At 62.9% G+C, this 22910-nt stretch carries 20 protein-coding genes and 1 pseudogene; 9 read left to right on the forward strand and 12 right to left on the reverse strand.

The window, feature by feature from the left end:
* The first annotated feature begins 53 nt into the window (after positions 1-53).
* Positions 54-566, forward strand: coding sequence for a DUF962 domain-containing protein (locus NY023_RS22420; RefSeq protein WP_013974039.1), 513 nt, complete (start codon positions 54-56; stop codon positions 564-566).
* 127 nt (positions 567-693) lie between these two features.
* On the opposite strand, the gene pcaC is transcribed toward NY023_RS22420, so the two are convergent.
* The 9 genes from pcaC to pcaR form a co-directional block, all read right to left on the reverse strand.
* Positions 694-1086: a 4-carboxymuconolactone decarboxylase gene (pcaC, locus tag NY023_RS22425; RefSeq protein ID WP_013974040.1), complete on the reverse strand. Its 393-nt coding sequence runs from the start codon at positions 1084-1086 to the stop codon at positions 694-696.
* Positions 1087-1096: 10 nt separating this feature from the next.
* The gene (gene pcaD, locus NY023_RS22430) at positions 1097-1888 is read right to left on the reverse strand and encodes a 3-oxoadipate enol-lactonase (protein ID WP_013974041.1); all 792 of its coding nucleotides are present in this window, start codon (positions 1886-1888) and stop codon (positions 1097-1099) included.
* 11 nt (positions 1889-1899) lie between these two features.
* The gene (locus tag NY023_RS22435) at positions 1900-3252 is read right to left on the reverse strand and encodes a 3-carboxy-cis,cis-muconate cycloisomerase (RefSeq protein WP_013974042.1); all 1353 of its coding nucleotides are present in this window, start codon (positions 3250-3252) and stop codon (positions 1900-1902) included.
* 9 nt (positions 3253-3261) lie between these two features.
* Positions 3262-4551, reverse strand: coding sequence for an MFS family transporter (locus NY023_RS22440; protein WP_013974043.1), 1290 nt, complete (start codon positions 4549-4551; stop codon positions 3262-3264).
* 189 nt (positions 4552-4740) lie between these two features.
* Complete coding sequence (gene pcaF / locus NY023_RS22445) at positions 4741-5946, reverse strand: 3-oxoadipyl-CoA thiolase (protein WP_169774743.1); 1206 nt, start codon at positions 5944-5946, stop codon at positions 4741-4743.
* Positions 5943-6722: a CoA-transferase subunit beta gene (locus NY023_RS22450; RefSeq protein WP_013974045.1), complete on the reverse strand. Its 780-nt coding sequence runs from the start codon at positions 6720-6722 to the stop codon at positions 5943-5945. The genes pcaF and NY023_RS22450 overlap by 4 nt, the downstream gene beginning before the upstream one ends.
* Positions 6719-7579, reverse strand: coding sequence for a CoA transferase subunit A (locus NY023_RS22455; RefSeq protein ID WP_015271654.1), 861 nt, complete (start codon positions 7577-7579; stop codon positions 6719-6721). Before NY023_RS22455 ends, NY023_RS22450 begins: the two co-directional genes overlap by 4 nt.
* 152 nt (positions 7580-7731) lie before the next feature.
* Complete coding sequence (locus NY023_RS22460; RefSeq protein WP_023660978.1) at positions 7732-9078, reverse strand: MFS transporter; 1347 nt, start codon at positions 9076-9078, stop codon at positions 7732-7734.
* A 328-nt stretch (positions 9079-9406) separates the two neighbouring features.
* Entirely contained in the window at positions 9407-10297 is an 891-nt protein-coding gene (pcaR, locus tag NY023_RS22465; RefSeq protein WP_013974048.1) for a pca regulon transcriptional regulator PcaR, read from the reverse strand.
* Between the two features lie 488 nt (positions 10298-10785).
* Between pcaR and NY023_RS22470 the strand changes: the two genes are divergently transcribed.
* Positions 10786-10986, forward strand: coding sequence for a hypothetical protein (locus NY023_RS22470; protein WP_003259583.1), 201 nt, complete (start codon positions 10786-10788; stop codon positions 10984-10986).
* Positions 10987-11297: 311 nt separating this feature from the next.
* Positions 11298-12770 carry an inorganic phosphate transporter gene (locus NY023_RS22475; RefSeq protein ID WP_013974049.1) on the forward strand — a complete coding sequence of 491 codons (1473 nt, stop codon included), beginning with the start codon at positions 11298-11300 and terminating at the stop codon, positions 12768-12770.
* A gap of 156 nt (positions 12771-12926) precedes the next feature.
* Here the strand turns inward: NY023_RS22475 and NY023_RS22480 are convergent, their stop codons facing one another.
* Complete coding sequence (locus NY023_RS22480) at positions 12927-14402, reverse strand: helicase HerA-like domain-containing protein (protein WP_013974050.1); 1476 nt, start codon at positions 14400-14402, stop codon at positions 12927-12929.
* A gap of 314 nt (positions 14403-14716) precedes the next feature.
* Between NY023_RS22480 and NY023_RS27825 the strand changes: the two are divergent.
* The 5 genes and pseudogenes from NY023_RS27825 to NY023_RS22500 form a co-directional block, all read left to right on the forward strand.
* Positions 14717-15541: pseudogene (locus NY023_RS27825) on the forward strand (cache domain-containing protein); the annotation flags it as partial.
* A 141-nt stretch (positions 15542-15682) separates the two neighbouring features.
* Positions 15683-16447, forward strand: a complete 765-nt coding sequence (locus NY023_RS27830; protein WP_370464237.1) for a methyl-accepting chemotaxis protein — start codon at positions 15683-15685, stop codon at positions 16445-16447.
* A 233-nt stretch (positions 16448-16680) separates the two neighbouring features.
* Positions 16681-17802: a glycosyltransferase family 4 protein gene (locus tag NY023_RS22490; RefSeq protein WP_013974052.1), complete on the forward strand. Its 1122-nt coding sequence runs from the start codon at positions 16681-16683 to the stop codon at positions 17800-17802.
* A complete protein-coding gene (locus tag NY023_RS22495) occupies positions 17795-18559 on the forward strand; it encodes a DUF2334 domain-containing protein (RefSeq protein WP_013974053.1) in 765 nt (254 codons plus the stop codon). The genes NY023_RS22490 and NY023_RS22495 overlap by 8 nt, the downstream gene beginning before the upstream one ends.
* Positions 18556-19548: a lysylphosphatidylglycerol synthase transmembrane domain-containing protein gene (locus NY023_RS22500; RefSeq protein ID WP_013974054.1), complete on the forward strand. Its 993-nt coding sequence runs from the start codon at positions 18556-18558 to the stop codon at positions 19546-19548. The genes NY023_RS22495 and NY023_RS22500 overlap by 4 nt, the downstream gene beginning before the upstream one ends.
* A 297-nt stretch (positions 19549-19845) precedes the next feature.
* On the opposite strand, the gene purU is transcribed toward NY023_RS22500, so the two are convergent.
* Positions 19846-20697, reverse strand: coding sequence for a formyltetrahydrofolate deformylase (gene purU, locus NY023_RS22505; RefSeq protein ID WP_013974055.1), 852 nt, complete (start codon positions 20695-20697; stop codon positions 19846-19848).
* Between the two features lie 284 nt (positions 20698-20981).
* Here purU and mvaT point away from each other — a divergent pair, with 284 nt between their 5' ends.
* The gene (mvaT, locus tag NY023_RS22510; RefSeq protein WP_003259590.1) at positions 20982-21359 is read left to right on the forward strand and encodes a histone-like nucleoid-structuring protein MvaT; all 378 of its coding nucleotides are present in this window, start codon (positions 20982-20984) and stop codon (positions 21357-21359) included.
* An 85-nt stretch (positions 21360-21444) separates the two neighbouring features.
* Here the strand turns inward: mvaT and sbcB are convergent, their stop codons facing one another.
* Complete coding sequence (gene sbcB, locus NY023_RS22515; RefSeq protein WP_013974056.1) at positions 21445-22878, reverse strand: exodeoxyribonuclease I; 1434 nt, start codon at positions 22876-22878, stop codon at positions 21445-21447.
* Between the last annotated feature and the right edge of the window lie 32 nt (positions 22879-22910).

A 22910-nucleotide genomic window follows, 5' to 3' on the forward strand; every position in this document is an offset into this window, starting at 1 on the left:
AAGAGGCCGGAACAGGCAATACACCTCGATCAGGCAACCAGGGAGGCAAAACAATGAAAACCCTCGTCGACCACCTGAGCCAATACGCCAGCTACCACCGCGACCCACGCAACATCGCCACCCACTTCGTCGGCATCCCGATGATCGTGCTGGCGGTCACTATCCTGCTGTCGCGCCCTGGCTGGGAGGTAGCCGGCATGTGGCTGTCCCCTGCCCTGCCGGCGGCGGCGGCCTCGGTCTGGTTCTACCTGCGCCTGGATCTGCGCTTCGGCCTGGTGATGGGGTTGTTGCTTGGGCTATGCCTGTGGGTCGGCCAGGTGCTGGCGATGCAGACGACAGCGCTGTGGCTCGGCACCGGGCTGGGGGCGTTCGTGGTGGGCTGGATCATCCAGTTCGTCGGCCATTACTACGAAGGCCGCAAGCCGGCGTTTGTCGACGATGTCAGCGGGTTGATCATCGGGCCGTTGTTCGTGGTGGCAGAAGCGGCATTCATGCTCGGCCTGTGCCCGGCCCTGAAACGCGCCGTCGAGGCCAACGCCGGGCCCGTGGTGGCGCGCTCTATGTAGGAGCGGCCTTGTGTCGCGATAGGGCTGCGAAGCGGCCCCGGCAATATTGGCTGCGAAGCTGAAGCCTAGGGGCCGCTGCGCGGCCCATCGCGACGCAAGGCCGCTCCTACAAGGGACCGCGTAGTGGTCAGGTACGCGACTCCACACCCAGCTCATCCCACACCGACTCAGCCATGTGGAAGGTGGCATTGGCCGCCGGAATGCCGCAATAGATCGCGCTCTGCATCAGCACTTCCTTGATTTCGTCGCGGGTCACGCCGTTGTTGGCCGCCGCGCGCAGGTGCAGCTTCAGCTCGTCGTTGCGGTTCATGCCAATCAGCATGGCGATGGTGATCAGGCTACGGGTATGGCGCGGCAGGCCAGGGCGAGTCCAGATGTCACCCCAGGCGTGGCGGGTGATCATCTCCTGGAACTCGCCGTTGAAGTCGTTGAGCTTCTCCAGGCTGCGGTCCACGTGGGCATCGCCAAGCACTGCGCGGCGTACTTGCATGCCGGCGTCGTAACGTTGTTTCTCGTCCATGGCGGTATCCTCAGTGAGCCTGCAGGAAGGCGAGCACTCGGCGGCTGAACGCCTCGCCGATCTCGACGTTGGACAGGTGCGCCGCCGGGAAGTCGACGTACTCGGCACCCGCGATACCGGCCTGCATGAAGCGGCCGTGCTCCGGAGTGGTCACCACGTCCTCGGTACCAGCAACGATCAGCGCCGGCACCTGGATACGGCCCAGTTGCTCGCGGTAATCGGCATCACGCACCGCCGCGCAGTTGCCGGCATAACCTTGCGGGCTGGTTTGCGCCAGCATCTGGCAGATGCGCTGGGCCTGCGCTGGCTGGGCCTGGGCGAAGCCCGGGGTGAACCAGCGGGCGATGGAGGCATCGCGCAGGTCGACCATGGCCTGCTGGCCGCCCTTGAGCACGGTGTCGATACGTGTGTTCCACACCTCGTCGTTGGCGATCTTGGCGGCGGTATTGCACAGGGTCAGGCTGTGCAGGCGCTCGCCTGCGTTGATGCCCAGCCACTGGCCGATCAAGCCGCCCATCGACAGGCCGACGAAGTGCGCCTTGGCGATATCCAGGCCATCGAGCAGGGCCAGCACGTCACGGCCCAGCTGATCGATGCTGTAGGGGCCTTCAGTGACCAGCGACCCACCGTGGCCACGGGTGTCGTAGCGCAGCACGCGCAAGTGCTGGCTCCACAGTGGTATCTGTGTGTCCCACATGCCCAGGTCGGTGCCCAGCGAGTTGGACAGGACCAGCACCGGGGCGTTTTCCGGGCCATCGATCTGGTAATTCAAAACGCCATCGGCCAGTTGCAAGTGCGCCACAGCGGTCTCCTTCAGGCAGTGAAACGTTGATGTTCGGACACGGCGCGCGCCACCCAGACGCGGGCCTGGCCCAGGTAATGGGCAGGGTCGAGCAAGCGATCGAGTTCTTCGGCGGACAGTTCGGCACTGACCTGCGGCTCTTCACCCAGCACGGTGCGCAGGTGGCGCTGTTCGGCCACAGCGCGCTGGCAGCACTGTTCCAGCAGGTGATGGGCGTGGTCGCGGCCCAGGCGCTGGGCGAGGACGATGCTCACCGCTTCGGCCAGCACCAGGCCCTGGGTCAGGTCGAGGTTACGGCGCATGCGCGCGGCATTCACTTCCATGCCCTCGGCAATCACCTGGGCCTGGCGCAGCGCACCAGAGACCAGGCAGCAGATGTCCGGTAGGGTTTCCCATTCGGCATGCCACAGGCCGAGGCTGCGCTCATGCTCCTGGGGCATGGCGGCGAACAGCGTCGAAACCAGCCCCGGCACGCGGGTCGCGGCGCCGATCAGCACCGCGGCGCCGACAGGGTTGCGCTTGTGCGGCATGGTCGAAGACCCACCCTTGCCCGGCGCGGAAGGCTCGAACAGTTCCCCCGCCTCGGTCTGCATCAGCAAGCTGACATCGCGGCCGAACTTGCCCAGGCTACCAGCGACCAGGCCTAGTACCGAGGCAAACTCCACCAGGCGGTCGCGCTGGGTGTGCCAGGGCTGCTCGGGCAGGGTCAGCTTGAGCTGCTCGGCCAGGGCTTCGGCCACCGGCATCGCCTTGCTGCCCAACGCCGCCAGGCTACCCGAGGCGCCGCCGAACTGCAGCACCAGCAAGCGTGGGCGCAGCTCCTGCAAGCGCTGGCGATGACGGGTCAAGGCGCCCAGCACACCGGCCAGTTTCATGCCCAGGGTCACGGGGGTGGCGTGCTGCAGCCAGGTGCGCCCCACCAGCGGCGTGTCGGCGTGCTGCAAGGCCTGACGCGACAGGGTATCGGCCAGCTTGCCGAGGTCGGCTTCGATCAGGTCGAGGGCAGCACGCAGCTGCAGGACCAGGCCAGTGTCCATCGCGTCCTGGCTGGTGGCGCCCAGGTGCACATAGCGCTCGGCTTCGGGCACGCCACTGGCAATCACCTTGCCCAACGCCTTCACCAGCGGGATCGCCGAGTTGCCTGCAGTGGCGATGGCATTGGCCAGCGCGCCAACGTCATAGCGCTCGGCGTGGCACGCCGCCTCGATGGCCGCTACAGCGCTATGCGGGACCAGCCCGGCAGCAGCCTCGGCCCGCGCCAGCGCCGCTTCGAAATCGAGCATGCCCTGCAGGCGGCCACGGTCGGAGAAGATCTCGCGCATGGCCGGTGCGGTGAAGTAGGCGTCGAACAGTTGGTTGGTCATGCCACGTCCTTAATTATCGTGGTGCAGGTACGCGGCCTGCTTCGGCAGGCGCAGGCTGAACAGGAAGGCAATCGCCATCATCGCCGTCACGTACCAGTAGAAAGTGTTTTCCATGCCCAAGGTCTTCAGGCCCAGGGCCACGTACTCGGCCGAACCGCCGAACGCCGCGTTTGCCACTGCATAGGCCAGGCCCACACCCAGTGCGCGCACCTGCGGCGGGAACATCTCGGCTTTCACCAGGCCGCTGATCGAGGTGTAGAAACTGACGATACACAACGCCAGGGAAATCAGCACGAAGGCCATGAACGGGCTGCTCACGGTCTTCAGCGCCATCAGCAACGGCACGGTGAACAGCGTACCCAGGGCACCGAACAGCATCATCGAGTTACGCCGGCCGATGCGGTCGGAGAGCATGCCGAAGAACGGCTGCAGCACCATGAACAGGAACAGCGCGCCGGTCATCACGTAGCTGGCATTTTTCGCGGTCATGCCAGCGGTGTTGACCAGGTACTTCTGCATGTAGGTAGTGAAGGTGTAGAAGATCAGCGAACCGCCCGCGGTATAGCCGAGCACGGTGATGAAGGCCGCCGCGTGGTCGCGGAACAGGCCCTTGATGGTGCCGGCGTCCTTGTCCTGGCGGGTTTCGGCGCTGCTGGTCTCATGCAGCGAGCGGCGCAGCATCAGCGAGATCAGTGCGGCAATGGCACCGACCACGAACGGAATGCGCCAGCCCCAGGCGCGCAGCTCTTCTTCGGTGAGCAGCTGCTGCAGGATCACCACCACCAGCACCGCCAGCAACTGGCCGCCGATCAGGGTCACGTACTGGAACGAGGCGAAGAAACCGCGCTGGCCGCGCAGGGCTACTTCACTCATGTAAGTGGCAGTGGTGCCGTACTCGCCGCCTACCGACAGGCCCTGGATCAACCGGGCCAGCAAAAGCAGCGCCGGGGCCCAGGTGCCGATGCTGGCATAGGTAGGCAGGCAGGCGATCATCAGGGAGCCGAAGCACATCATCAGCACCGAGATCATCAGGGAATTCTTGCGACCATGGCGGTCAGCGAGGCGGCCGAAGATCCAGCCACCGATGGGGCGCATCAGAAAGCCCGCGGCGAACACGCCTGCCGTGTTCAACAACTGCACGGTGGGGTCGTCGGAGGGGAAGAAAGCCGGGGCAAAGTAGATCGCGCAGAAGGCATAGACGTAGAAGTCGAACCATTCCACCAGGTTGCCCGAAGAGGCACCAACGATAGCGAAGATGCGTTTGCTGCGTTCTTCGCCGGTGTAATAGGTTGAGGTCATGGTGAGTTTACTCCTGGAGGGTCGCAGGTAATTCTAGACACACCTGGTAACACACTCGTTCCGCTATCTGGCTGGCATCTGGCCTTGAGTCTGGCAGGACCGGCCTCTTCGCGGGCAAGCCCGCTCCCACAGTGGGAGGCGTGGTTCCCCCTGTGGGAGCGGATTTACCCGCGAAGAGGCCGGTACAAGTCAAACCCGCTCGATGGCCAGCGCCAAACCTTGGCCTACGCCCACACACATGGTCGCCAGGCCTTTACGCCCACCGCTCTTCTCCAGCTGGTGAAGCGCAGTCAGCACCAGCCGCGCACCGCTCATGCCCAGCGGGTGGCCCAGGGCGATGGCACCGCCGTTGGGGTTCACCTGCGGTGCGTCGTCGGCCACACCCAGCTCACGCAGCACCGCCAGACCTTGGCTGGCAAAGGCTTCGTTGAGCTCGATCACATCGAAATCATTCACCGCCACACCCAGGCGCTCGGTCAGCTTGCGCACTGCCGGCACCGGACCAATGCCCATCACTCGCGGTGCAACACCGGCGCTGGCCATGCCCAGTACGCGGGCACGTGGGGTCAGGCCGTGCTTCTTCACAGCCTCGGCCGAAGCCAGGATCAACGCCGCGGCACCGTCGTTCACGCCCGAGGCATTGCCGGCGGTGACGGTCTTGTCCGGGCCGTTGACCGGCTTGAGCTTGGTCAAGGCTTCCAGCGTGGTTTCCGGGCGCAGGTGTTCGTCACGCTCGACGATGGTCTCGCCCTTCTTGTGCGCGATTCGCACCGGCACGATCTCTTCGGCGAAGAAGCCGGCGGCCTGGGCCGCAGCTGCCTTCTGCTGGCTGCGCAGGGCGAAGGCGTCCTGGTCGGCACGCGAAACCTGGTAATCGTCAGCCACGTTGTCGGCGGTTTCCGGCATGGAGTCCACACCGTACTGGCTCTTCATCAGCGGGTTGATGAAACGCCAGCCGATGGTGGTGTCTTCGAGCTTCATGTTGCGCGAATAGCCGCTTTCGGCCTTGCCCATGACGAACGGGGCACGCGACATCGACTCGACGCCGCCGGCAATCGCCAGCTCCATTTCGCCGCTGGCAATGGCGCGGAAGGCAGTGCCAATGGCATCCATGCCCGACGCGCACAGGCGGTTCAAGGTGACACCCGGAATGCTCTCCGGCAGGCCGGCCAGCAGCAGCGCCATGCGTGCCACGTTGCGGTTGTCTTCACCAGCCTGGTTGGCGCAGCCGAAGAACACTTCGTCAACCTGATCCCACTGCACGGTCGGGTTGCGCTCGATCAGCGCCTTCAGTGGCACGGCGGCCAGGTCGTCGGCCCGCACGCCGGCCAGGGCGCCACCGAAGCGGCCGATCGGGGTGCGAATGGCGTCACAGATGAATACGTCGCGCATCAGGCTTCTCCTGCGACCTGGCCATGGGCCGCGGCGGTACGGGCTTCGAGGTCACGCAGGGCGGACAGCTCGACTTCGGTCGGTTCGGCGGTGGTCTGCACATCGTCGGCAAAGCGGATCGCCCAGCCAGTGGCGGCGATGATCTGTTCGCGGGTCACACCCGGGTGGATCGCAGTGACGACGAATTCGTGGGTCCCGGCTTCCGGCTCCATGATGCACAGGTCGGTGATAATGCCGACCGGGCCGTCGCCTGGCAGGCCCAGGCGTTTGCGCGAGTCGCCGCCTTCACCGTGGCCAACCGAGGTGATGAAGTCCAGCTTGTCGACAAAGGCACGCGGCGACTGCTTAAGGATGATCAGTACCTGCTTGGCGGAACCAGCGATTTCCGGTGCGCCACCAGCACCTGGCAGGCGGGTTTTCGGGGCGTGGTAATCACCGACGACGGTAGTGTTGATGTTGCCGAAGCGGTCGACCTGGGCGGCGCCGAGGAAGCCGACGTCGATGCGCCCACCTTGCAGCCAGTAGCGGAAGATCTCGCCGGTCGGCACCACGGTGTCAGCGGATTCGGCCAGCTCGCCGTCGCCGATAGACAGCGGCAGCACGCTTGGCTTGGCGCCGATCGGGCCGGATTCGTAGATCAGCACCACGTCTGGCGAAGATGTCAGGCGCGCCAGGTTGGCAGCCTTGGACGGCAGGCCGATGCCGACGAAGCACACAGCACCGTTGCGCAGGCGACGGGCTGCAGCGACGGTCATCATTTCGGAAGTGGAGTAGCTCATTGTGCGGCCTCCGCAGTGCTGGCCAGCTTGGCCTTGAATTCGTTGAAATCGGCAGTGCCACGGATGTAGGTGTCGATCCAGGCGGTGAACGATTCGCGGCTACGCGCGATCGGGTCCCAGGCCTGGTAGAAGCGGTTGTCACGCTCGTAGTAGCCGTGGGCATAGGACGGGTGCGCACCGCCAGGTACCAGGCATACCGCGCTCAGGGCCCAGGTCGGCAGCACACAGGCGTTCATCGGGGCCTGCAGGTCGTCGACGATTTCCTCGACGGTGACGATGCAGCGCTTGGCGGCCAGGGCGGCTTCCTTCTGCACGCCGAGGATGCCCCACAGCAGCACATTGCCTTTGCGGTCGGCCTTTTGCGCGTGGATCACGGTCACATCCGGGCGCACCGACGGCACAGCTGCCAGCACTTCCCCGGTGAACGGGCAGGTGACGCTCTTGATCAGCGGGTTGACCTTCGGCAGGTCGGAGCCGGCGTAGGCACGCAGCACGGCGAACGGCAGGCCAGAAGCACCGGCGACATAGGCGTTTGCCAGGTCAGCATGGCTGTGTTCTTCGATTTCGATGGCGTGTGGCCACTGCTTCTCGACAGCATCACGCAGGCGGTGCAGCGAACCGACACCTGGGTTACCACCCCAGGAGAAGATCAGCTTGCTGGCGCAGCCGGCGCCGATCAGCTGGTCGTAGATCAGGTCCGGAGTCATGCGCACCAGGGTCAGGTCGCGCTTGCCCTGACGGATGATCTCGTGGCCGGCGGCAGTCGGGATCAGGTGGGTGAAACCTTCGAGGGCGACGGTATCGCCATCCTGGATGAACTGCTTCACGGCTTCGTGAAGCGGGAGAATTGCAGCCATTTGGAGACTCCTGGTCAGGGTGCTTCGGTGAGCTCAGATTAAGGAGACTGGTGGGTGGCTTACAATCCGATAATCGACTATTTGTGCGATTATCGAACCAATTATTGCATCCCTACCTATCTCCCCTCACTGCCTGTACTGGCCTCATTGCGTCAGGTAGCGTCAGCGTGGCTCACCAGCCCTTTCACGATCACACCCACGGTCGCCAGCCCCGCCGGCACCAGCAACGCCGTCAGCACCTGTTCGAAGTTCCAGCCCAGCCCCAGCAGCGTCGCACCACTCCAGGCCCCGAGAATCGCACCGAAGCGGCCGATACCCAGCATCCACGATACCCCTGTGGCGCGGCCCTGTGTCGGATAGAAGCGCGCCGCCAGCGAAGGCATCGCCGATTGGGCGCCGTTCACGCACATGCCGGCAACCAGCACCAGCGTGGCCAATACGGTGATGTTGCCCAGGCTCTGCCCCACGGCGTAGGCGAACACCCCGGCCAGCAGGTAGAAAATGCCGATCACCTTGTGCGGATTGAAGCGGTCCATGGCCCAACCCACACCGACGGCGCTCAGCACGCCACCGAACTGGAACAGTGCGCCGATGAAGGCAGCCTGTTCCATGCTCGCGCCGCTGTCGCGCATCAAGGTTGGCAACCAGCTGGTCAGCAGATAGACGATCACAAGGCCCATGAAATAGGTCAGCCACAACAGCATGGTGCCCATGCCGTAGGTACCGGAGAAGATCAGCGCAAACACGTTGCGCGCAGCCACTGCCTTTTGCTCCGGCACGCTGAAGCTGCCCGCCTCGGCCACCACCTGTGGCGCGATGGGCGACAAGGTCTTGCGCACCTTGTCAGTCCCCCGGTTGCGCACCACCAGGAACCGCGCTGACTCCGGCAGCCACACCATCAGCACCAGCGCCAGCAGCAACGGCAGCACGCCACCGATCACCAGCAGACTGTGCCAGCCGTAGGCCGGGATCATCTTGGCGGAAATGAAACCACCGCCGGCCATGCCCAGGTTGAAGCCGCAGAACATGCTGGTCACCAACAGCGACTTGAGGCGCTCGGGGGTATATTCAGACAATAGCGTGGTGGCGTTGGGCATGCCTGCACCAAGGCCCAGGCCAGTCAGGAAGCGCAACACCAGCAACTGATCGACGTTGGTGGCGTAGGCCGAGGCCAGGCTGAAGCCACCGAATACCAGCACTGCGCCCACCAGCACGCCCTTGCGGCCAAAACGGTCCGCCAGCGGGCCGGAGCCGAGGGCACCGAAAACCATACCGATCAATGCAGCACTCATGACCGGGCCGAGGCTGGCGCGGTCTATCCCCCACTCCTGCGAAAGGGCCGGGGCGATGAAGCCCATGGCGGCGGTGTCCAGGCCATCGAGGAAGACGATCAGGAAGCACAGCAACACCACCCGCCATTGGTAGCGGGACAGCGGCTGCTGATTGATGAACGACTGGACGTCGAGGCTATTGCCGACGTTGGTTTGCGCTTGATTCATTATTGTTTTCCAGAATGAGGGGCACAGCCAGCCCACTGCACGCGATCAAACGGTACAGAGGACGATGATTTGGGGGAATGCGGCCGGCGTCAGCCTGGATATAACGGTACTGCGCGCGGGTGCGGCCGCGGCAGCGAGGGGACAGTATTCATGTTAAGTGCCTCTTATGTTTTTCTTGTTCGGTCGGCACAGCCGACCGTTGCGAGAGACATTAATCAGCGGGCGGAGGCGGCGCAATTCACCGCGAACGACACTGTGCGTTTATCGCACAGGAAAGGGTTTTTCCTGTTCTAAATTTGAAAGTGGCGCGCTGTGCGCCCTGCGGGGCTCAGCCAAACAACTGATGGCAAAGGTCCCGGCTGGCTGCGAGCAGGATCGGCAAGAACCGCTGCTCCAGCTCACTGCGCGTCACCCGCCCGACATGGGTACTCACATTCAATGCCGCCAGCACCTGCCCCGAGGCGTCATACACCGGCACCGCAATCGAGCGCAGCCCCTGCTCCAGCTCCTGGTCTACCACGCACCAGCCCTGGGCACGCACCTGCTGGATACAGGCGAACAGCGACTCGGGGTCGTGCAAGGTACGGCTGGTACGCGCCTTCAGGTCGGCACGCTCCAGGTATTCACGCAGGCTGGTGTCGTCCATGGCCGCCAACAGGATGCGCCCCATCGATGTGCAATAGGCCGGCAGGCGCCCGCCCACCGACAGGTCGACCGAAATCAACCGCTCCACGGTCGCCGAACGGGCTATATAAAGGATGTCGTCACCTTCGAGCGTGGCCATGTTGGCCGCCTCGTGCAGCTGGTCGCTGATGCGGTCCAGGTAAGGCTGGGCGGAAATCGCCAGCGGCGTCGACGACAGGTACGCATGCCCCAGCGTCAGCACTTTGGGCAACAGCGAATAGGTGCGCCCGTCGGTGGTGGCGTAACCCAGCTTGATCAACGTGTGCAGGCAACGGCGTACCGCAGCACGGGGGATTTCGGTGCGGTGGCTGATCTGGGCGATGGTCAGGTGACGCTTGCGTTCCTGAAAGGCCTGGATGACTGCCAGGCCTCGCGCCAGGGAGGTCATGAAGTCCGGGTCGCCGGTAAAGGCCTGGATGCGCTTGGCCGGTGACGCCACGATCGGCGGTGCCAGGGCTGCCGAGGCAGGTCGCCCCTGCTCCAGGTTGACCGACTCTGGATTGACGGAATCGCTGGCCAAGGTTTCGTCACTCATCGCACACCTCAAAAAAAACGCCCACTCGTGCGATTATCGAACAAACGGCCGATAATCGCAATTGACCGCTGACACTTTTACTTATACCTTTCTCATGCCACTTGTGGCTTCTTTGGAGAGACTGGTCAGGTACCCACCGTAGAAGTCCCCAGGCAACGGCCTCGCCTTTTGGCGAGGCCGTTTTTCATTACCCTCCCGCTCGACGGTCCCGCTGCTGCACTGCAACGAACTTTTGTCCGTATTGCCTTTCAAACTTGTACGAAAGGCCCAAACTGTCATCGAATGCATTCCATTACTTGCGTCTTGTGATGTCAGGGTTGGGTAAATTACGATGTTCGGCGAATATCGATTGCTATAATCGATTGCGCAGGCCTCGACGATGCCGTGGCAATGGAACCTTCCGCTGTATCAAACCGTTGCTGCCAGCAAGGCATGTGCACGCTGCACAACGCATAACAACTGTCATCAAACTTAATTCAGGTACTACTGTGACGAAAGATGAACTGCGCGCGGAACTCGAGCGCCAGGCTGAACGTTACAAGGATGTTTATGGTGGCGAAGTCACCACTTACGCCGCACAACCGGATCCGGAACGCAAACCTTGGCGCAAGCGCGCCAGCGTGCGCGACCAGGCCTTCAGCCAGGAACTGGAACGTATGGAAAAGGAACTGCGCAGCGACACTCCCTGACCCGGGACCACGCCAGCGCGTCGTCGCCCGGCCAGCCCGGGCGCGGTCGATCTTTACTGTCCGGCCGAAGGTGAAATGGAATTACACAAATTTCATACGCCCGTTTGAAAAGAAGCTAAGCGGCTTTTTATCCAGCTTTTTGCCGGTTTTCGCCAGCTTTTACGCGCTTTAGCGGATATTTCCCTGCCGGCACGTTGCACCGTGCACATCACGCTCGCGTAAGGAAGATTGCCGTCGGTCTGTCGCAAATGCATCGATTGCCAACGTTTTCTGGCATAATCCCGCCCCCCTAAGATCGCCAGACAACCTTCATGATCGAATTATTCAGCGGACTGGATGCCTGGGTGTTGGTGAGCCTGCTGCTCGCCTTGACCTTCGTGCTCGCCTTCGAGTTCATCAATGGCTTTCATGACACCGCCAACGCGGTAGCTACCGTCATCTATACCAAAGCCATGCCGCCGCACCTCGCCGTGTTCTTCTCCGGCGTGTTCAACTTCCTTGGCGTTCTGCTCGGCGGTGTCGGGGTGGCCTATGCCATCGTGCACCTGCTGCCAGTAGAGTTGCTGATCAATGTGAACACCGGACACGGCCTGGCCATGGTCTTCTCGCTGCTGGCTGCGGCCATCACCTGGAACCTGGGCACCTGGTACTTCGGTATCCCCGCCTCCAGCTCGCACACGCTGATCGGCTCCATCCTCGGCGTCGGCCTGGCCAACGCCCTGATCAACGACATCCCGCTGGGCGACGGTGTCAACTGGCAGAAGGCAATCGACATCGCCATGTCGCTGGTGGTCTCGCCGATGGCCGGCTTCGCCGTTGCCGCTATGGTGCTGATCGGCCTCAAGTGGTGGCGTCCGCTGTCGAAGATGCACAAGACCCCCGAGCAGCGCCGCAAGCTCGACGACAAAAAGCACCCACCGTTCTGGAACCGCCTGGTACTGGTGGTTTCGGCCATGGGCGTGAGCTTCGTGCATGGTTCCAACGACGGCCAGAAAGGCATCGGCCTGATCATGCTGGTGCTGATCGGTATCGTCCCGGCCAAATTCGTCCTCGACCTGAACAGCACCACCTACCAGATCGAGCGTACCCGCGACGCCACCTTGCACATGAGCCAGTTCTACCAGCGCAACGCCGCCACCCTGGGCGAGTTCCTGGCCCTGGGCAAGGCCAAGTCCAGCGACCTGCCGGAGCAGTTCAGCTGCAACCCGCAGCAGACCGAGCCGACCATTGCCGCGCTGCAGTCCTCGCTGCAGGGCGTGACCGACTACCACAGCCTGAGTGCCGACAAGCGTGTCGAAGTGCGCCGCTACCTGCTGTGCCTGGACGACACGGCGAAGAAGGTCGGCAAGCTGCCGGGTCTGGAAGCCCGTGAAAAGGCCGATCTGGAAAAACTGCGCAAAGACCTGACTGCCACTACCGAGTACGCCCCGTTCTGGGTGATCGTGGCCGTCGCCCTGGCCCTGGGCCTGGGTACCATGGTCGGCTGGAAGCGCGTGGTACTGACCGTTGGCGAGAAGATCGGCAAGCAGGGTATGACCTATGCCCAGGGCATGTCGGCACAGATCACCGCGGCTTGTGCCATCGGCATGGCCAACATCTTCGCCCTGCCGGTATCGACCACCCACGTGCTGTCGTCCGGTGTGGCCGGCACCATGGTCGCCAACAAGAGCGGCCTGCAAGGCGGCACCGTGAAGACCATCCTGCTGGCCTGGGTACTGACCCTGCCTGCGTCGATGGGCCTGGCGGCCGGCCTGTTCTGGCTGGCGTCCAAAGCCATTGGCTGAGTGATACGGTTCTGAAAGAGGCGGCCTTCGGGTCGCCTTTTTTCTGTACCGGCCTCTTCGCGGGTAAACCCGCTCCCACAGGTAATGCACAGCTCTTGATATCTGTGATGAACCTGTGGGAGCGGGTTTACCCGCGAAGGGGCCGGTACAGGCAACCTACCTTTTCTTGCCCCCCAGCAACGACCCCATCAACCCTCGCACCAACTGCCGCCCCAACTGGTTGGCCGCCTGGCGCACCGCCGACTTGATGGCCTGCCCTGCCGCACTTTGCAAGAACTCACCAGCCTTGTCGGCAAAGCTTTCTTCATCCGCCTTGGGTTGCGGCGCGGGCTCCACCGGCTCGCCCTTGCGCTGGGTCAGCATCTCATACGCCGACTCACGGTCCACCGGCTTGTCGTAACGCCCTGCCAGCGGCGAATTGGCAATCAGCACACTGCGCTCAGCCGCGCTCAACGGCCCGATACGCGACTGCGGCGGTGCAATCAGCACACGCTGCACCATCGCTGGCGTGCCCTTCTCTTCCAGTGTCCCCACCAGCGCCTCGCCAATACCCAGTTCGGTCAGCACCGCCAAGGTGTCGAACGCCGGGTTGGGGCGGAAGCCATCAGCCACCGCCCGCAGCGACTTCTGCTCCTTGGCAGTGAACGCCCGCAAGCCATGCTGAATGCGCAAGCCCAACTGGGCCAGCACCGCATCTGGCAAGTCTCCCGGCGACTGGGTGACGAAGTACACACCCACGCCCTTGGAACGAATCAGCCGCACCACCTGCTCCAGACGATCCTGCAATGCCTTGGGTGTATCGTTGAACAACAAGTGCGCTTCATCGAAGAACAACGCCAGCACCGGCTTGTCGGCATCACCACGCTCGGGCAACTGTTCGAACAACTCGGCCAGTAGCCACAACAGGAAGGTCGCGTACACCTTGGGGGCATCGTGAACCAACCGGCTGGCGTCCAGCAGGTGGATACGCCCACGGCCATCCGGGTCTGGCCGCAGGAGGTCCTCAAGCTGCAACCCCGGTTCACCGAACAACGCCTCGGCGCCCTGCTGCTCCAGGGTCGCCAACCGGCGCAACAGCGCCTGAGTGGAGGCCGTGGTCATCAGCGCGCTGTCTTCGCCCAGCAGTTGCGGGTTGTCCTTCAGGTGCGCGAGCAGCGCCTTGAGGTCCTTGAGGTCGAGCAGCAGCAGGCCTTCACGGTCGGCCACCTTGAACGCCGCGTAAAGCGCCGCCTGTTGGCTGTCGGTCAGTTCCAGCAGGTTGCCCAGTAGCAGCGGCCCCATTTCACTGAGGGTGGTACGCAGCGGGTGGCCGGACTGCCCGGCAATGTCCCACAGGCTCACCGGGTAAGCCTGGGGCCTGTGCCCCAGCCAGGGCATGCCGGCGATACGCTCGGCCACCTTCCCCTGCGGCGCACCAGCAGCGCCCAGGCCGCACAGGTCGCCTTTGACATCGGCGGCGAACACCGCAACCCCGGCGTCACTGAACGCTTCCGCCAGATGCTGCAGGGTGACGGTCTTGCCAGTACCCGTAGCGCCCGCAACCAGGCCATGGCGGTTGGCCAACCTCATGGCTTGCCCAACCGGCTGGCCATCCGGACCAGCACCTACAACGATGGTCGAAAATTCCGACATCTCTTAAATCCTCTGCTCAAGCTTTACCGTAATTCGGCCGATACCTGTGGGTGATATTCGCCTTAATAGAGAGGAACAACCGAAAAGGGACTTTTTCGGGATATTGCACTGCTTTGCGACCCCACGCGTGCAAACGCCTGATATGAAACCTTAGCGGAACCGATTACGCCATGAACAAAAGCCTTCGTTTCAGCCACAAGATTCTTTTGGCAGCATCACTGATCGTGATACTCGCCTTCAGCCTTTTCACGCTCTACAACGATTACCTCCAACGTAATGCGATCCGCGAGGACCTCGAGAACTATCTGGCTGAGATGGGCGCTTCCACTTCGACCAATATCCGCAACCTGTTCGAAGGCCGTATCAAGCTGGTGGAAAACCTGGCGCAGAATATTGCCCAGAACCCGGCCAGCGCAGAAACCCTGATGAGCCAGAATGCACTGATCTCGAGCTTTCTCACAGTTTACGTGGGCAAGGTCGACGGTGGCTTCAGCGTGCGTCCTGACACGAAGATGCCAGACGGCTACGACCCACGCATCCGCCCCTGGTACAAGGACGGCATGAACGCCGCAGGCCCGATCCTGACCGAGCCATACATCGACATGGCCACCAACAGGATGGTCATCGGCATCATCAACAAAGTGTCCGGCAGTGTCGGTGTCGTCGGTGGCGACCTGGCCCTGGACGGCCTGGTGCAGATCATCAACTCGCTGAACTTCGGCGGCATGGGCTATGCCTTCCTGGTCAACGATCAAGGCAAGATCCTGGTGCACCCGGACAAAGACCTGGTGATGAAGTCGCTGTCGGACCTGTTCCCGCAGCACACGCCGAAACTGAGCGGTGAGTTGACCGAAGTGCAGAGCGACGGCCAGGCCCGCCTGCTGACCTTCACCCCGATCACCGGCCTGCCGTCGGCCAACTGGTACATCGGCCTGTCGGTGGACAAGGACAAAGCCTTCTCGATGCTGAGCACCTTCCGCACCTCGGCGGTAATCGCCACTCTGGTGGCGGTGGTGATCATCATCGGCCTGCTCGGCCTGCTGATCCGTGTGCTGATGCAGCCGCTGCACACCATGACCCGCGCCATGGAAGACATCGCCGAAGGTGAAGGCGACCTGACCAAGCGCCTGCGTATCCACAACCATGACGAATTCGGCATTTTGGGCAGCGCCTTCAACCGTTTCGTCGAGCGTATTCACAGCTCAATCCGCGAAGTGTCCTCGGCCACCGAGCAGGTCAACGAAGTAGCCCTGCGGGTCATCAGTGCCTCGAACTCGTCGATGACCAACTCCGACGAACAGTCCAACCGCACCAACAGCGTGGCCGCCGCCATCAACGAACTGGGCGCCGCCGCCCAGGAAATTGCCGGCAACGCCGCCCAGGCCTCGCAGCACGCCAGTTCGGCGCGGTTGCTGGCCGAAGAAGGACAGCAGGTGGTGGAACGCAACATTGCAGCAATGAACCGCCTGTCCGACCTGATCGTCACTTCCAGCGCGCACATCGAGACGCTGAACAGCAAGACCGTCAACATCGGTCAGATCCTTGAGGTGATCACCAGCATTTCCCAGCAGACCAACCTGCTGGCGCTGAACGCGGCCATCGAGGCGGCACGCGCCGGTGAAGCCGGGCGTGGTTTTGCGGTTGTCGCCGATGAAGTACGCAACCTGGCGCACCGCACCCAGGAGTCGGCGCAACAGGTGCAGACCATGATCGAGGAACTGCAGGTCGGCGCGCGCGAATCGGTCGAGACCATGGACCAGAGCCAGCGCCACAGCCAGGACAGCATGCAGATTGCCAACCAGGCCGGTGAACGGCTGGACAGCGTTACCGTGCGCATCGGAGAGATCGACGGCATGAACCAGTCGGTAGCCACCGCCACCGAAGAGCAGACCGCCGTGGTCGAAGCGATCAACATGGACATCAACGAAATCAACATGCTCAACCAGGAGGGCGTGGAAAACCTGCAGGCCACCCTGCGCGCCTGCTCCGACCTGGAGCAGCAGGCCGGCCGCCTGAAGCACCTGGTGGGCAGCTTCCGCATCTGATCTCAATCCGCGTCGCCTGCTTCGCAGGCTTGCCCGTTACCACAGGAACTGCACAGACCCTGAAGCCTGTGTAATCCCTGTGGGAACGGGCAAGCCCGCGAAGAAGCCCACACCGATCCCCCGCCCCACCCAACCCCGATCGAACAAACTATCCTTCTGATAGGTCAACCTTTAGGCGCGTCATCGCCGGCCCGTTAACGCCGGATGACAGACCCGAAGACGATCCCGGAGGGATGCTGATCGTGCACATCGCCGACATCACCATGTTCTACGCCCCCGCCAGTGGTGGCGTACGTACCTATCTTGATGCCAAACACCACCGCCTCGACGCCATCCAGGGCGTCCGCCACAGCTTGCTGATACCCGGTGCCAGCGCCCAGCACGCCGATGGCATATACCAGGTGCCCGCACCGCCGCTGCCGTTCGGCAATGGCTACCGCTTCCCGGTACGCCTGGCCCCTTGGTGCAATGTGCTGCGCAGGCTCAAGCCCGACCTGATCGAAGTCGGCGACCCCTACCTGACCGCCTGGGCTGCGCTGGAAGCGCGGCGCAAGCTCGATGTGCCGGTAATCGGCTTCTACCATTCCGACCTGCCGCTGCTGGTCAGCAACCGCATGGGCAACTGGTTCACCCCCAATGTAGAGGCCTATGTCAGCAAGCTGTACGGCAATTTCGACCGGGTCCTGGCCCCCAGCCAGGTCATGGCCGACAAGTTGCGCCGCCTGGGCGTGCGCGATGTGCACGTGCAGCGCCTGGGCGTCGACCTGGCCACCTTCCACCCCAACCAGCGCGACCCGCAGCTGCGTGCCGAACTGGGTATTGCCGAAACCAGTCGCCTGCTGATCTACGCCGGCCGTGGCTCGCGAGAAAAGAACCTGCCGGTGCTGCTCGACTGCATGCAGCACCTGGGCCACCCCTACCACTTGCTGTTGGTGGGTTCGAACATGCCGGCCAACGTACCGCGGAACGTCAGTGTGATCGATCACTTCTGCCCGGCACCGGAAGTCGCCCGGCTGATGGCCAGCGCCGACCTGCTGGTGCATGCCGGTGACCAGGAAACCTTCGGCCTGGTCATTCTCGAAGCGATGGCCAGCGCCACGCCGGTAGTGGCCGTGCGCGCAGGTGCTTTCGGCGAAATCGTCAACGAACAGTGCGGGCGCTTGTGCCGCCCCAACGATAGCCAAGCCATGGCGACGGCCGTACAAGAGGCGTTCGAAGCCGGTGTGTGCACGCTTGGGGTACAGGCCCGTCGCCATGCCGAGCAGCACTATTCGTGGGACAACGTGGTCACCGGCCTGCTGCAGCACTACCAGGCTGTGCTCGGTCACCAGCCACAGGTACGTGCCCATGGCTGAGCCGCTACCGGCATCGCGCAGCCTGATGCTGGTGCTGCACGATGTCGCGCCCGAGACCTGGCCCGACTACCAGCCTTTCGTCCAGGCCGTCGACGCCATCGGCGGCATCCCAATGACCTGGCTGGTGGTGCCGGACTTTCACCACCGCAACCCGCTGCAACGCTCGCCTACCTTCTGCCGCTTGCTCGAACGGCGCCTGGCCCAGGGCGACGAGCTTGCCCTGCACGGCTTCTACCATGCCGACAGCGGGCCACCACCGCGCACACCCGGCGAATACTTCATGCGCCGCATCTATACCCACGAAGGGGAATTCTACGCCCTTGACCAGCAGCAGGCCCTGCAACGACTGGAGCACGGCCTGGCACTGTTCGCCCGGCAGGGCTGGCCAGTGGCAGGCTTCGTCGCGCCTGCCTGGCTGATGAGCGAAGGCACCCGCCAGGCACTGCGCCGTCTGCCGCTGCGCTACACCAGCACGCCACAGCACCTGTATCGTTTACCGGACTTCACCGCGATCAAGGCCCCAGGGCTTGTCTGGAGTGCACGCAGCGCCTGGCGCCGTGGCCTGTCACGGGTGCTGTGCGACTGGCAATGCCGGCGCTGGCGCGACGCCCAGACCCTGCGCCTGGGCCTGCACCCGGTGGACATGCGCCATCGCGTGTCCCGCGACTATTGGCTGAACACCTTGCACACGCTACTGGCACAGGGCCGCGAGCCGCTGACCAAGTCCACCTGGCTCGACCGCCAGGCCAGCGTATGAACCGCCTGGCCTGGCTGGCCCTGGCACTGCTGAGTGCCGTGCTGGTGCCAGCCCTGCTCGGTGGCAGCGAGCTGTTACCGAGGCTGCAGCGCTTCGCCCCCAGCCTGATGCTGACTCTACTGGGCATGATCCTGCTGTGCTGGGTCATCAACGCCATTCGCCTGCGCCTGCTGCTCGGCCAGCAAGGAGCAAGGCTTGGGCGCCTGCGCAGCCTGGGTGTGGTGATGGCTACCGAGTTCGCCATCTGTACCACCCCCGGCGGCAGCGGCGGCCCCTTGACCCTGATGGCCCTGCTGGCACGCGACCGGATCGGCCCAGCGCGCAGCGGCGCGGTGTTTGCCATGGATCAGCTGAACGATCTGGTGTTCTTTTTCTGCGCGATGCTGGCGATTGCCGGCTATGCACTGTTCCATAGCCTGGGCCGCAGCCAGGAAAGCATGTTGCTGGGCAGCGCGTTGCTGCTGTGCACGGCACTGGCCGGGGTGATCGGCCTGCTGCGCTACCGGCGCACGGTGATGCGCGTGAACGGCAGGTTGCTGCGCCGCCTGGGCATGAGCCGCCAGCGCAAGCGGCGCTGGGCACGCAAACTGCTACGCTTCATCGATGCACTGGCGCAGACCTGGCGCCTGCCCAAGCGTACGCTGACCTTGGTGTTCACCCTGACCTGCGCCCACTGGGGCCTGCGCTACAGCGTGTTGTATCTGGTATTGAGGGGGTTGGGGGTAGACCTGGCGTGGATCCCCAGCTTCCTGGTGCAGATGCTGTCGCTCAGTGCTGGCCAGTTCAGCCTGTTGCCGGGTGGTGCCGGCGCCGCCGAGCTGACTTCGGCCAGCCTGCTGACGCCACTGGTAGGCAGTTCGACCGCTGCTGCGGCGATCCTGATATGGCGGGCGGTCACTTACTACTTTTATCTGCTGGCGGGTGGGCCGGTGTTTGTGTGCCTGCTGGCGCGCCCGCTGCTGGAGCGTTGGCGGCGTCAGGCGGGTTGAGCTGCTGCCAGAGTTCGGCGGCGCCGGGGAAATCGGTGCCATCGGTGTCGGCCAGGGCTTCGGGGTCGTAGCGGGCCAGGCAGCCTTCACCGAGGGTGGGTGGGGGTGAGGCGGTGGGGTTATTGCGGGTCTTGGCCATTGCGTATGCCTCAGGATTGCCGGGGGCGCCTTGCGCCCCTTTCGCGACACAAGGCCGCTCCCACATGGAACGGGGTACACCATACCCTTGTGGGAGCGGCCTTGCGTCGCGAAAGGGCTGCGCAGCAGCCCCAAGATCTCACCGCCAACCCGACTCTGTCAGTCAAACACCACAGTCTTGTTGCCATGCACCAGCACCCGGTCTTCCAGGTGATAACGCAGGCCACGGGCCAGCACCATCTTCTCCACATCACGGCCAAAGCGGACCATGTCGTCGATGCTGTCGGCATGGCTGACACGCACCACGTCCTGCTCGATGATCGGGCCGGCGTCCAGCTCTTCGGTTACGTAGTGGCAAGTCGCTCCGATCAGTTTCACACCACGAAGGGCGGCCTGGTGATACGGCTTGGCGCCGACGAACGACGGCAGGAAGCTGTGGTGGATGTTGATCACCTTTTCAGCATAGTCCTGGCACAGCTGCGGCGGCAGGATCTGCATGTAGCGGGCCAGCACCACCACGTCGGCGGCGTGCTCCTGCACCAGGCGCGAAACTTCGGCAAAGGCCGGTGCCTTGTCTTTGGGGTCGACCGGTACATGGAAGAACGGAATACCGTGCCACTCGACCATGCTGCGCAGGTCGTTGTGGTTGGAGATCACGCAAGGGATCTCGCAGTCCAGTTCATCGGTGTGCCAGCGGTGCAGCAGGTCGGCCAGGCAGTGCGACTCGCGGCTGGCCATCAGCACCACGCGCTTTTTCTGCGCCGAGTCGGTAATGCGCCAGGCCATGGAGAACTCTTCGGCGATCGGCGCGAACGCTTCACGGAAGGCTTCGATACCGAACGGCAGCGATTCGGCGCGGATTTCATGGCGCATGAAGAACCAACCGCTCTGCTCATCAGAGTGGTGGCTGGCTTCGTTGATCCAGCCATTGTACAAGGCCAGGAAATTACTGACTTTCGCCACGATGCCAACACGGTCGGGGCAGGCGATCACCAGACGATAGGTGCGCATGAATGAGACTCCAGAACTTCGCAAAGGCGCTCATTCTAGCGGCCCGCCAGGAAAAACGCAGTAATGATCGTAGCGGCCGTGGCCTGTGTTCCTGACCAGATGCACAGCCGAGATTCTATGACAGACGTGACGAAATGCAGGGTTAATTGTAAATTTTTGTTCACCTAGAGAAATGGTTGTCACAGCTTAGTTAACAGTTAATTGCCCAACAATATGTTTACTTGCGAGTATTGCCTGTCTATTATTGCCCCACACATTTCTGAACACGCATTAAGGAACACTCCATGTCCCTGATCAACGAGTACCGCGCTACCGAAGAAGCCATCAAGGAACTTCAGGCCCGCTTGGCCAACCTGTCGCAGGATGACAAGCTGAAGAAAGAACTGGAGTTCGAAGGCAAACTGCGCACACTGATGGGCGAATACTCCAAGTCGCTGCGCGACGTGATTGCCCTGCTCGACCCAGAGTCGAAACTGAGCAAGGCACCTCGTGGTGCGGTCAAGACTACCGCCACCAAGCGTGCACGCAAGGTCAAGCAATACAAGAACCCGCACAACAATGAAGTGATCGAAACCAAAGGCGGCAACCACAAGACCCTGAAAGAATGGAAAGCCAAGTGGGGTGGCGATGTGGTTGAAAGCTGGGCGACCCTGCTGGACTGATTGTCCGCACACGCCTGCTGCTTATCGCAACAAGAACGCCGGCATATTGCCGGCGTTTTTGTTTGTCCGCGTTTTGTGCCAGCGCTCAGCCAACTGCATACTGTGCCTGCAATTGCCGGGCATGTACCTGCCAGGCATCCAGCACACGCCGCCCGGCATCGTCAGCGCCCTCCCAGGCTTGCTGCCGCGCCTGTTCGAAGTCGCCCAGCGTATTCGGCGCGCCCCACTGCGGGTCGCTCAGGCGTTGCTGGCAGAAGCTGAACCAGCGTTGCCGCTCTTCGCCGCTCAGGGTCTCGGGGAAGTTGCGCGCCCGATAGCGGAACAACAGTTCAGGCAGGCGCGGGTCATCGAACATCCACTGCCCACGGCTCAACTGCGCCGGCTCCAGTGCACGAACTTGCTCGCATAAGCGGCGGTCACGGTCCCCCAGAAAACCGTCATACAATTGTTGTTCCGGGTCTTCACTCGGGGCAAAGTCTTCCTTGCCGTAGATGTGTTCCAGCTTGTCTTGCCATTGCGCCTGTTGCTCGGCCAATTCTTCGCCGCGCAATTGTAACAACGTCAAGTCCAGGCCCAACCGTTGTTGATCGGCCGGGCGCAATACCGAAAGTGGCGCCAGTACCGGGCAGCGATTGATCTGCACCAATTTGAGCGGCACGGGTAATTCGCCTTCGGCCAGTTCTTCATGGCGGGTATACAAACGCTGGCGTAGAACTTCAGCACTTTCCCGTAGTAACGGTAGGGTTTCCTGATGCAGGTCGCACACAATCAGTGCATTGCGATTACGCGGGTGCCAGGCCAGTGGCAATACGACACCAAGGTAATTGCGTGCCGCCGAGAAGCGCCCGGATATATGCACCAGTGGCTGCAACAAACTGATCTGCTCCATCACTTTATGCTTGCTGCGCAACTGAAACAGCCAGTCATACAACTTGGGCTGTTTCTGTCGGATCAGGCGGGCCAGGGCGATGGTTGCCCGCACGTCGGAAAGCGCTTCGTGGGCATGCCCGTGGTCGATGCCATTGGCCTTGCTCAGCAGTTCAAGACGCAGGCTGGTGCGCCCGTCCTGTTGCGGCCACTCGATGCCGTCCGGGCGCAGTGCATAGGCCGTGCGCACGATGTCGATCAGGTCCCAGCGGCTGTTGCCGCCCTGCCACTCTCGGGCATAAGGGTCGAAAAAGTTGCGGTACAGGCTGTAACGGGTCACTTCGTCGTCGAAGCGCAGGGTGTTGTAGCCGGCACCGCAGGTACCAGGGTGCGCGAGTTGCGCATGCACCCGGGTCATGAACTCCGCTTCGCACAAACCCTGCTCGGCCAGCAGGTGCGGGGTGATGCCGGTCACCAGGCAAGCCGCCGGGTGCGGCAGGATATCGTCGGAGGGCCGACAATAAAGGCTTATCGGCTCGTCGATTTCGTTGAGGTCGAAGTCGGTGCGCACGCCGGCCACCTGCAGCGGCCGGTCGCAACGCGGGTTGATGCCGGTGGTTTCGTAGTCGTGCCAGAAAATGCTGGAGGTCACGGGGTCGTCCTGTATCGAGGTCGACCCGATTC

It is taken from the genome of Pseudomonas sp. NBB (assembly GCF_032701105.1).
Lineage (GTDB): Bacteria > Pseudomonadota > Gammaproteobacteria > Pseudomonadales > Pseudomonadaceae > Aquipseudomonas > Aquipseudomonas asiatica.

What these genes read in the sequence shown, in the direction of transcription:
- NY023_RS22500 (WP_013974054.1), top strand. Translation starts at nt 18,556, where the DNA reads ATGAACCGCCTGGCCTGGCTGGCCCTGGCACTGCTGAGTGCCGTGCTG.
- NY023_RS22450 (WP_013974045.1), bottom strand. Translation starts at nt 6,722, where the DNA reads ATGAGCTACTCCACTTCCGAAATGATGACCGTCGCTGCAGCCCGTCGC.
- NY023_RS22475 (WP_013974049.1), top strand. Translation starts at nt 11,298, where the DNA reads ATGATCGAATTATTCAGCGGACTGGATGCCTGGGTGTTGGTGAGCCTG.
- mvaT (WP_003259590.1), top strand. Translation starts at nt 20,982, where the DNA reads ATGTCCCTGATCAACGAGTACCGCGCTACCGAAGAAGCCATCAAGGAA.
- NY023_RS22455 (WP_015271654.1), bottom strand. Translation starts at nt 7,579, where the DNA reads ATGGCTGCAATTCTCCCGCTTCACGAAGCCGTGAAGCAGTTCATCCAG.
- NY023_RS22420 (WP_013974039.1), top strand. Translation starts at nt 54, where the DNA reads ATGAAAACCCTCGTCGACCACCTGAGCCAATACGCCAGCTACCACCGC.
- NY023_RS22480 (WP_013974050.1), bottom strand. Translation starts at nt 14,402, where the DNA reads ATGTCGGAATTTTCGACCATCGTTGTAGGTGCTGGTCCGGATGGCCAG.
- pcaC (WP_013974040.1), bottom strand. Translation starts at nt 1,086, where the DNA reads ATGGACGAGAAACAACGTTACGACGCCGGCATGCAAGTACGCCGCGCA.
- NY023_RS22490 (WP_013974052.1), top strand. Translation starts at nt 16,681, where the DNA reads ATGCTGATCGTGCACATCGCCGACATCACCATGTTCTACGCCCCCGCC.
- NY023_RS22460 (WP_023660978.1), bottom strand. Translation starts at nt 9,078, where the DNA reads ATGAATCAAGCGCAAACCAACGTCGGCAATAGCCTCGACGTCCAGTCG.
- pcaR (WP_013974048.1), bottom strand. Translation starts at nt 10,297, where the DNA reads ATGAGTGACGAAACCTTGGCCAGCGATTCCGTCAATCCAGAGTCGGTC.
- NY023_RS27830 (WP_370464237.1), top strand. Translation starts at nt 15,683, where the DNA reads ATGACCAACTCCGACGAACAGTCCAACCGCACCAACAGCGTGGCCGCC.
- NY023_RS22495 (WP_013974053.1), top strand. Translation starts at nt 17,795, where the DNA reads ATGGCTGAGCCGCTACCGGCATCGCGCAGCCTGATGCTGGTGCTGCAC.
- NY023_RS22440 (WP_013974043.1), bottom strand. Translation starts at nt 4,551, where the DNA reads ATGACCTCAACCTATTACACCGGCGAAGAACGCAGCAAACGCATCTTC.
- NY023_RS22435 (WP_013974042.1), bottom strand. Translation starts at nt 3,252, where the DNA reads ATGACCAACCAACTGTTCGACGCCTACTTCACCGCACCGGCCATGCGC.
- purU (WP_013974055.1), bottom strand. Translation starts at nt 20,697, where the DNA reads ATGCGCACCTATCGTCTGGTGATCGCCTGCCCCGACCGTGTTGGCATC.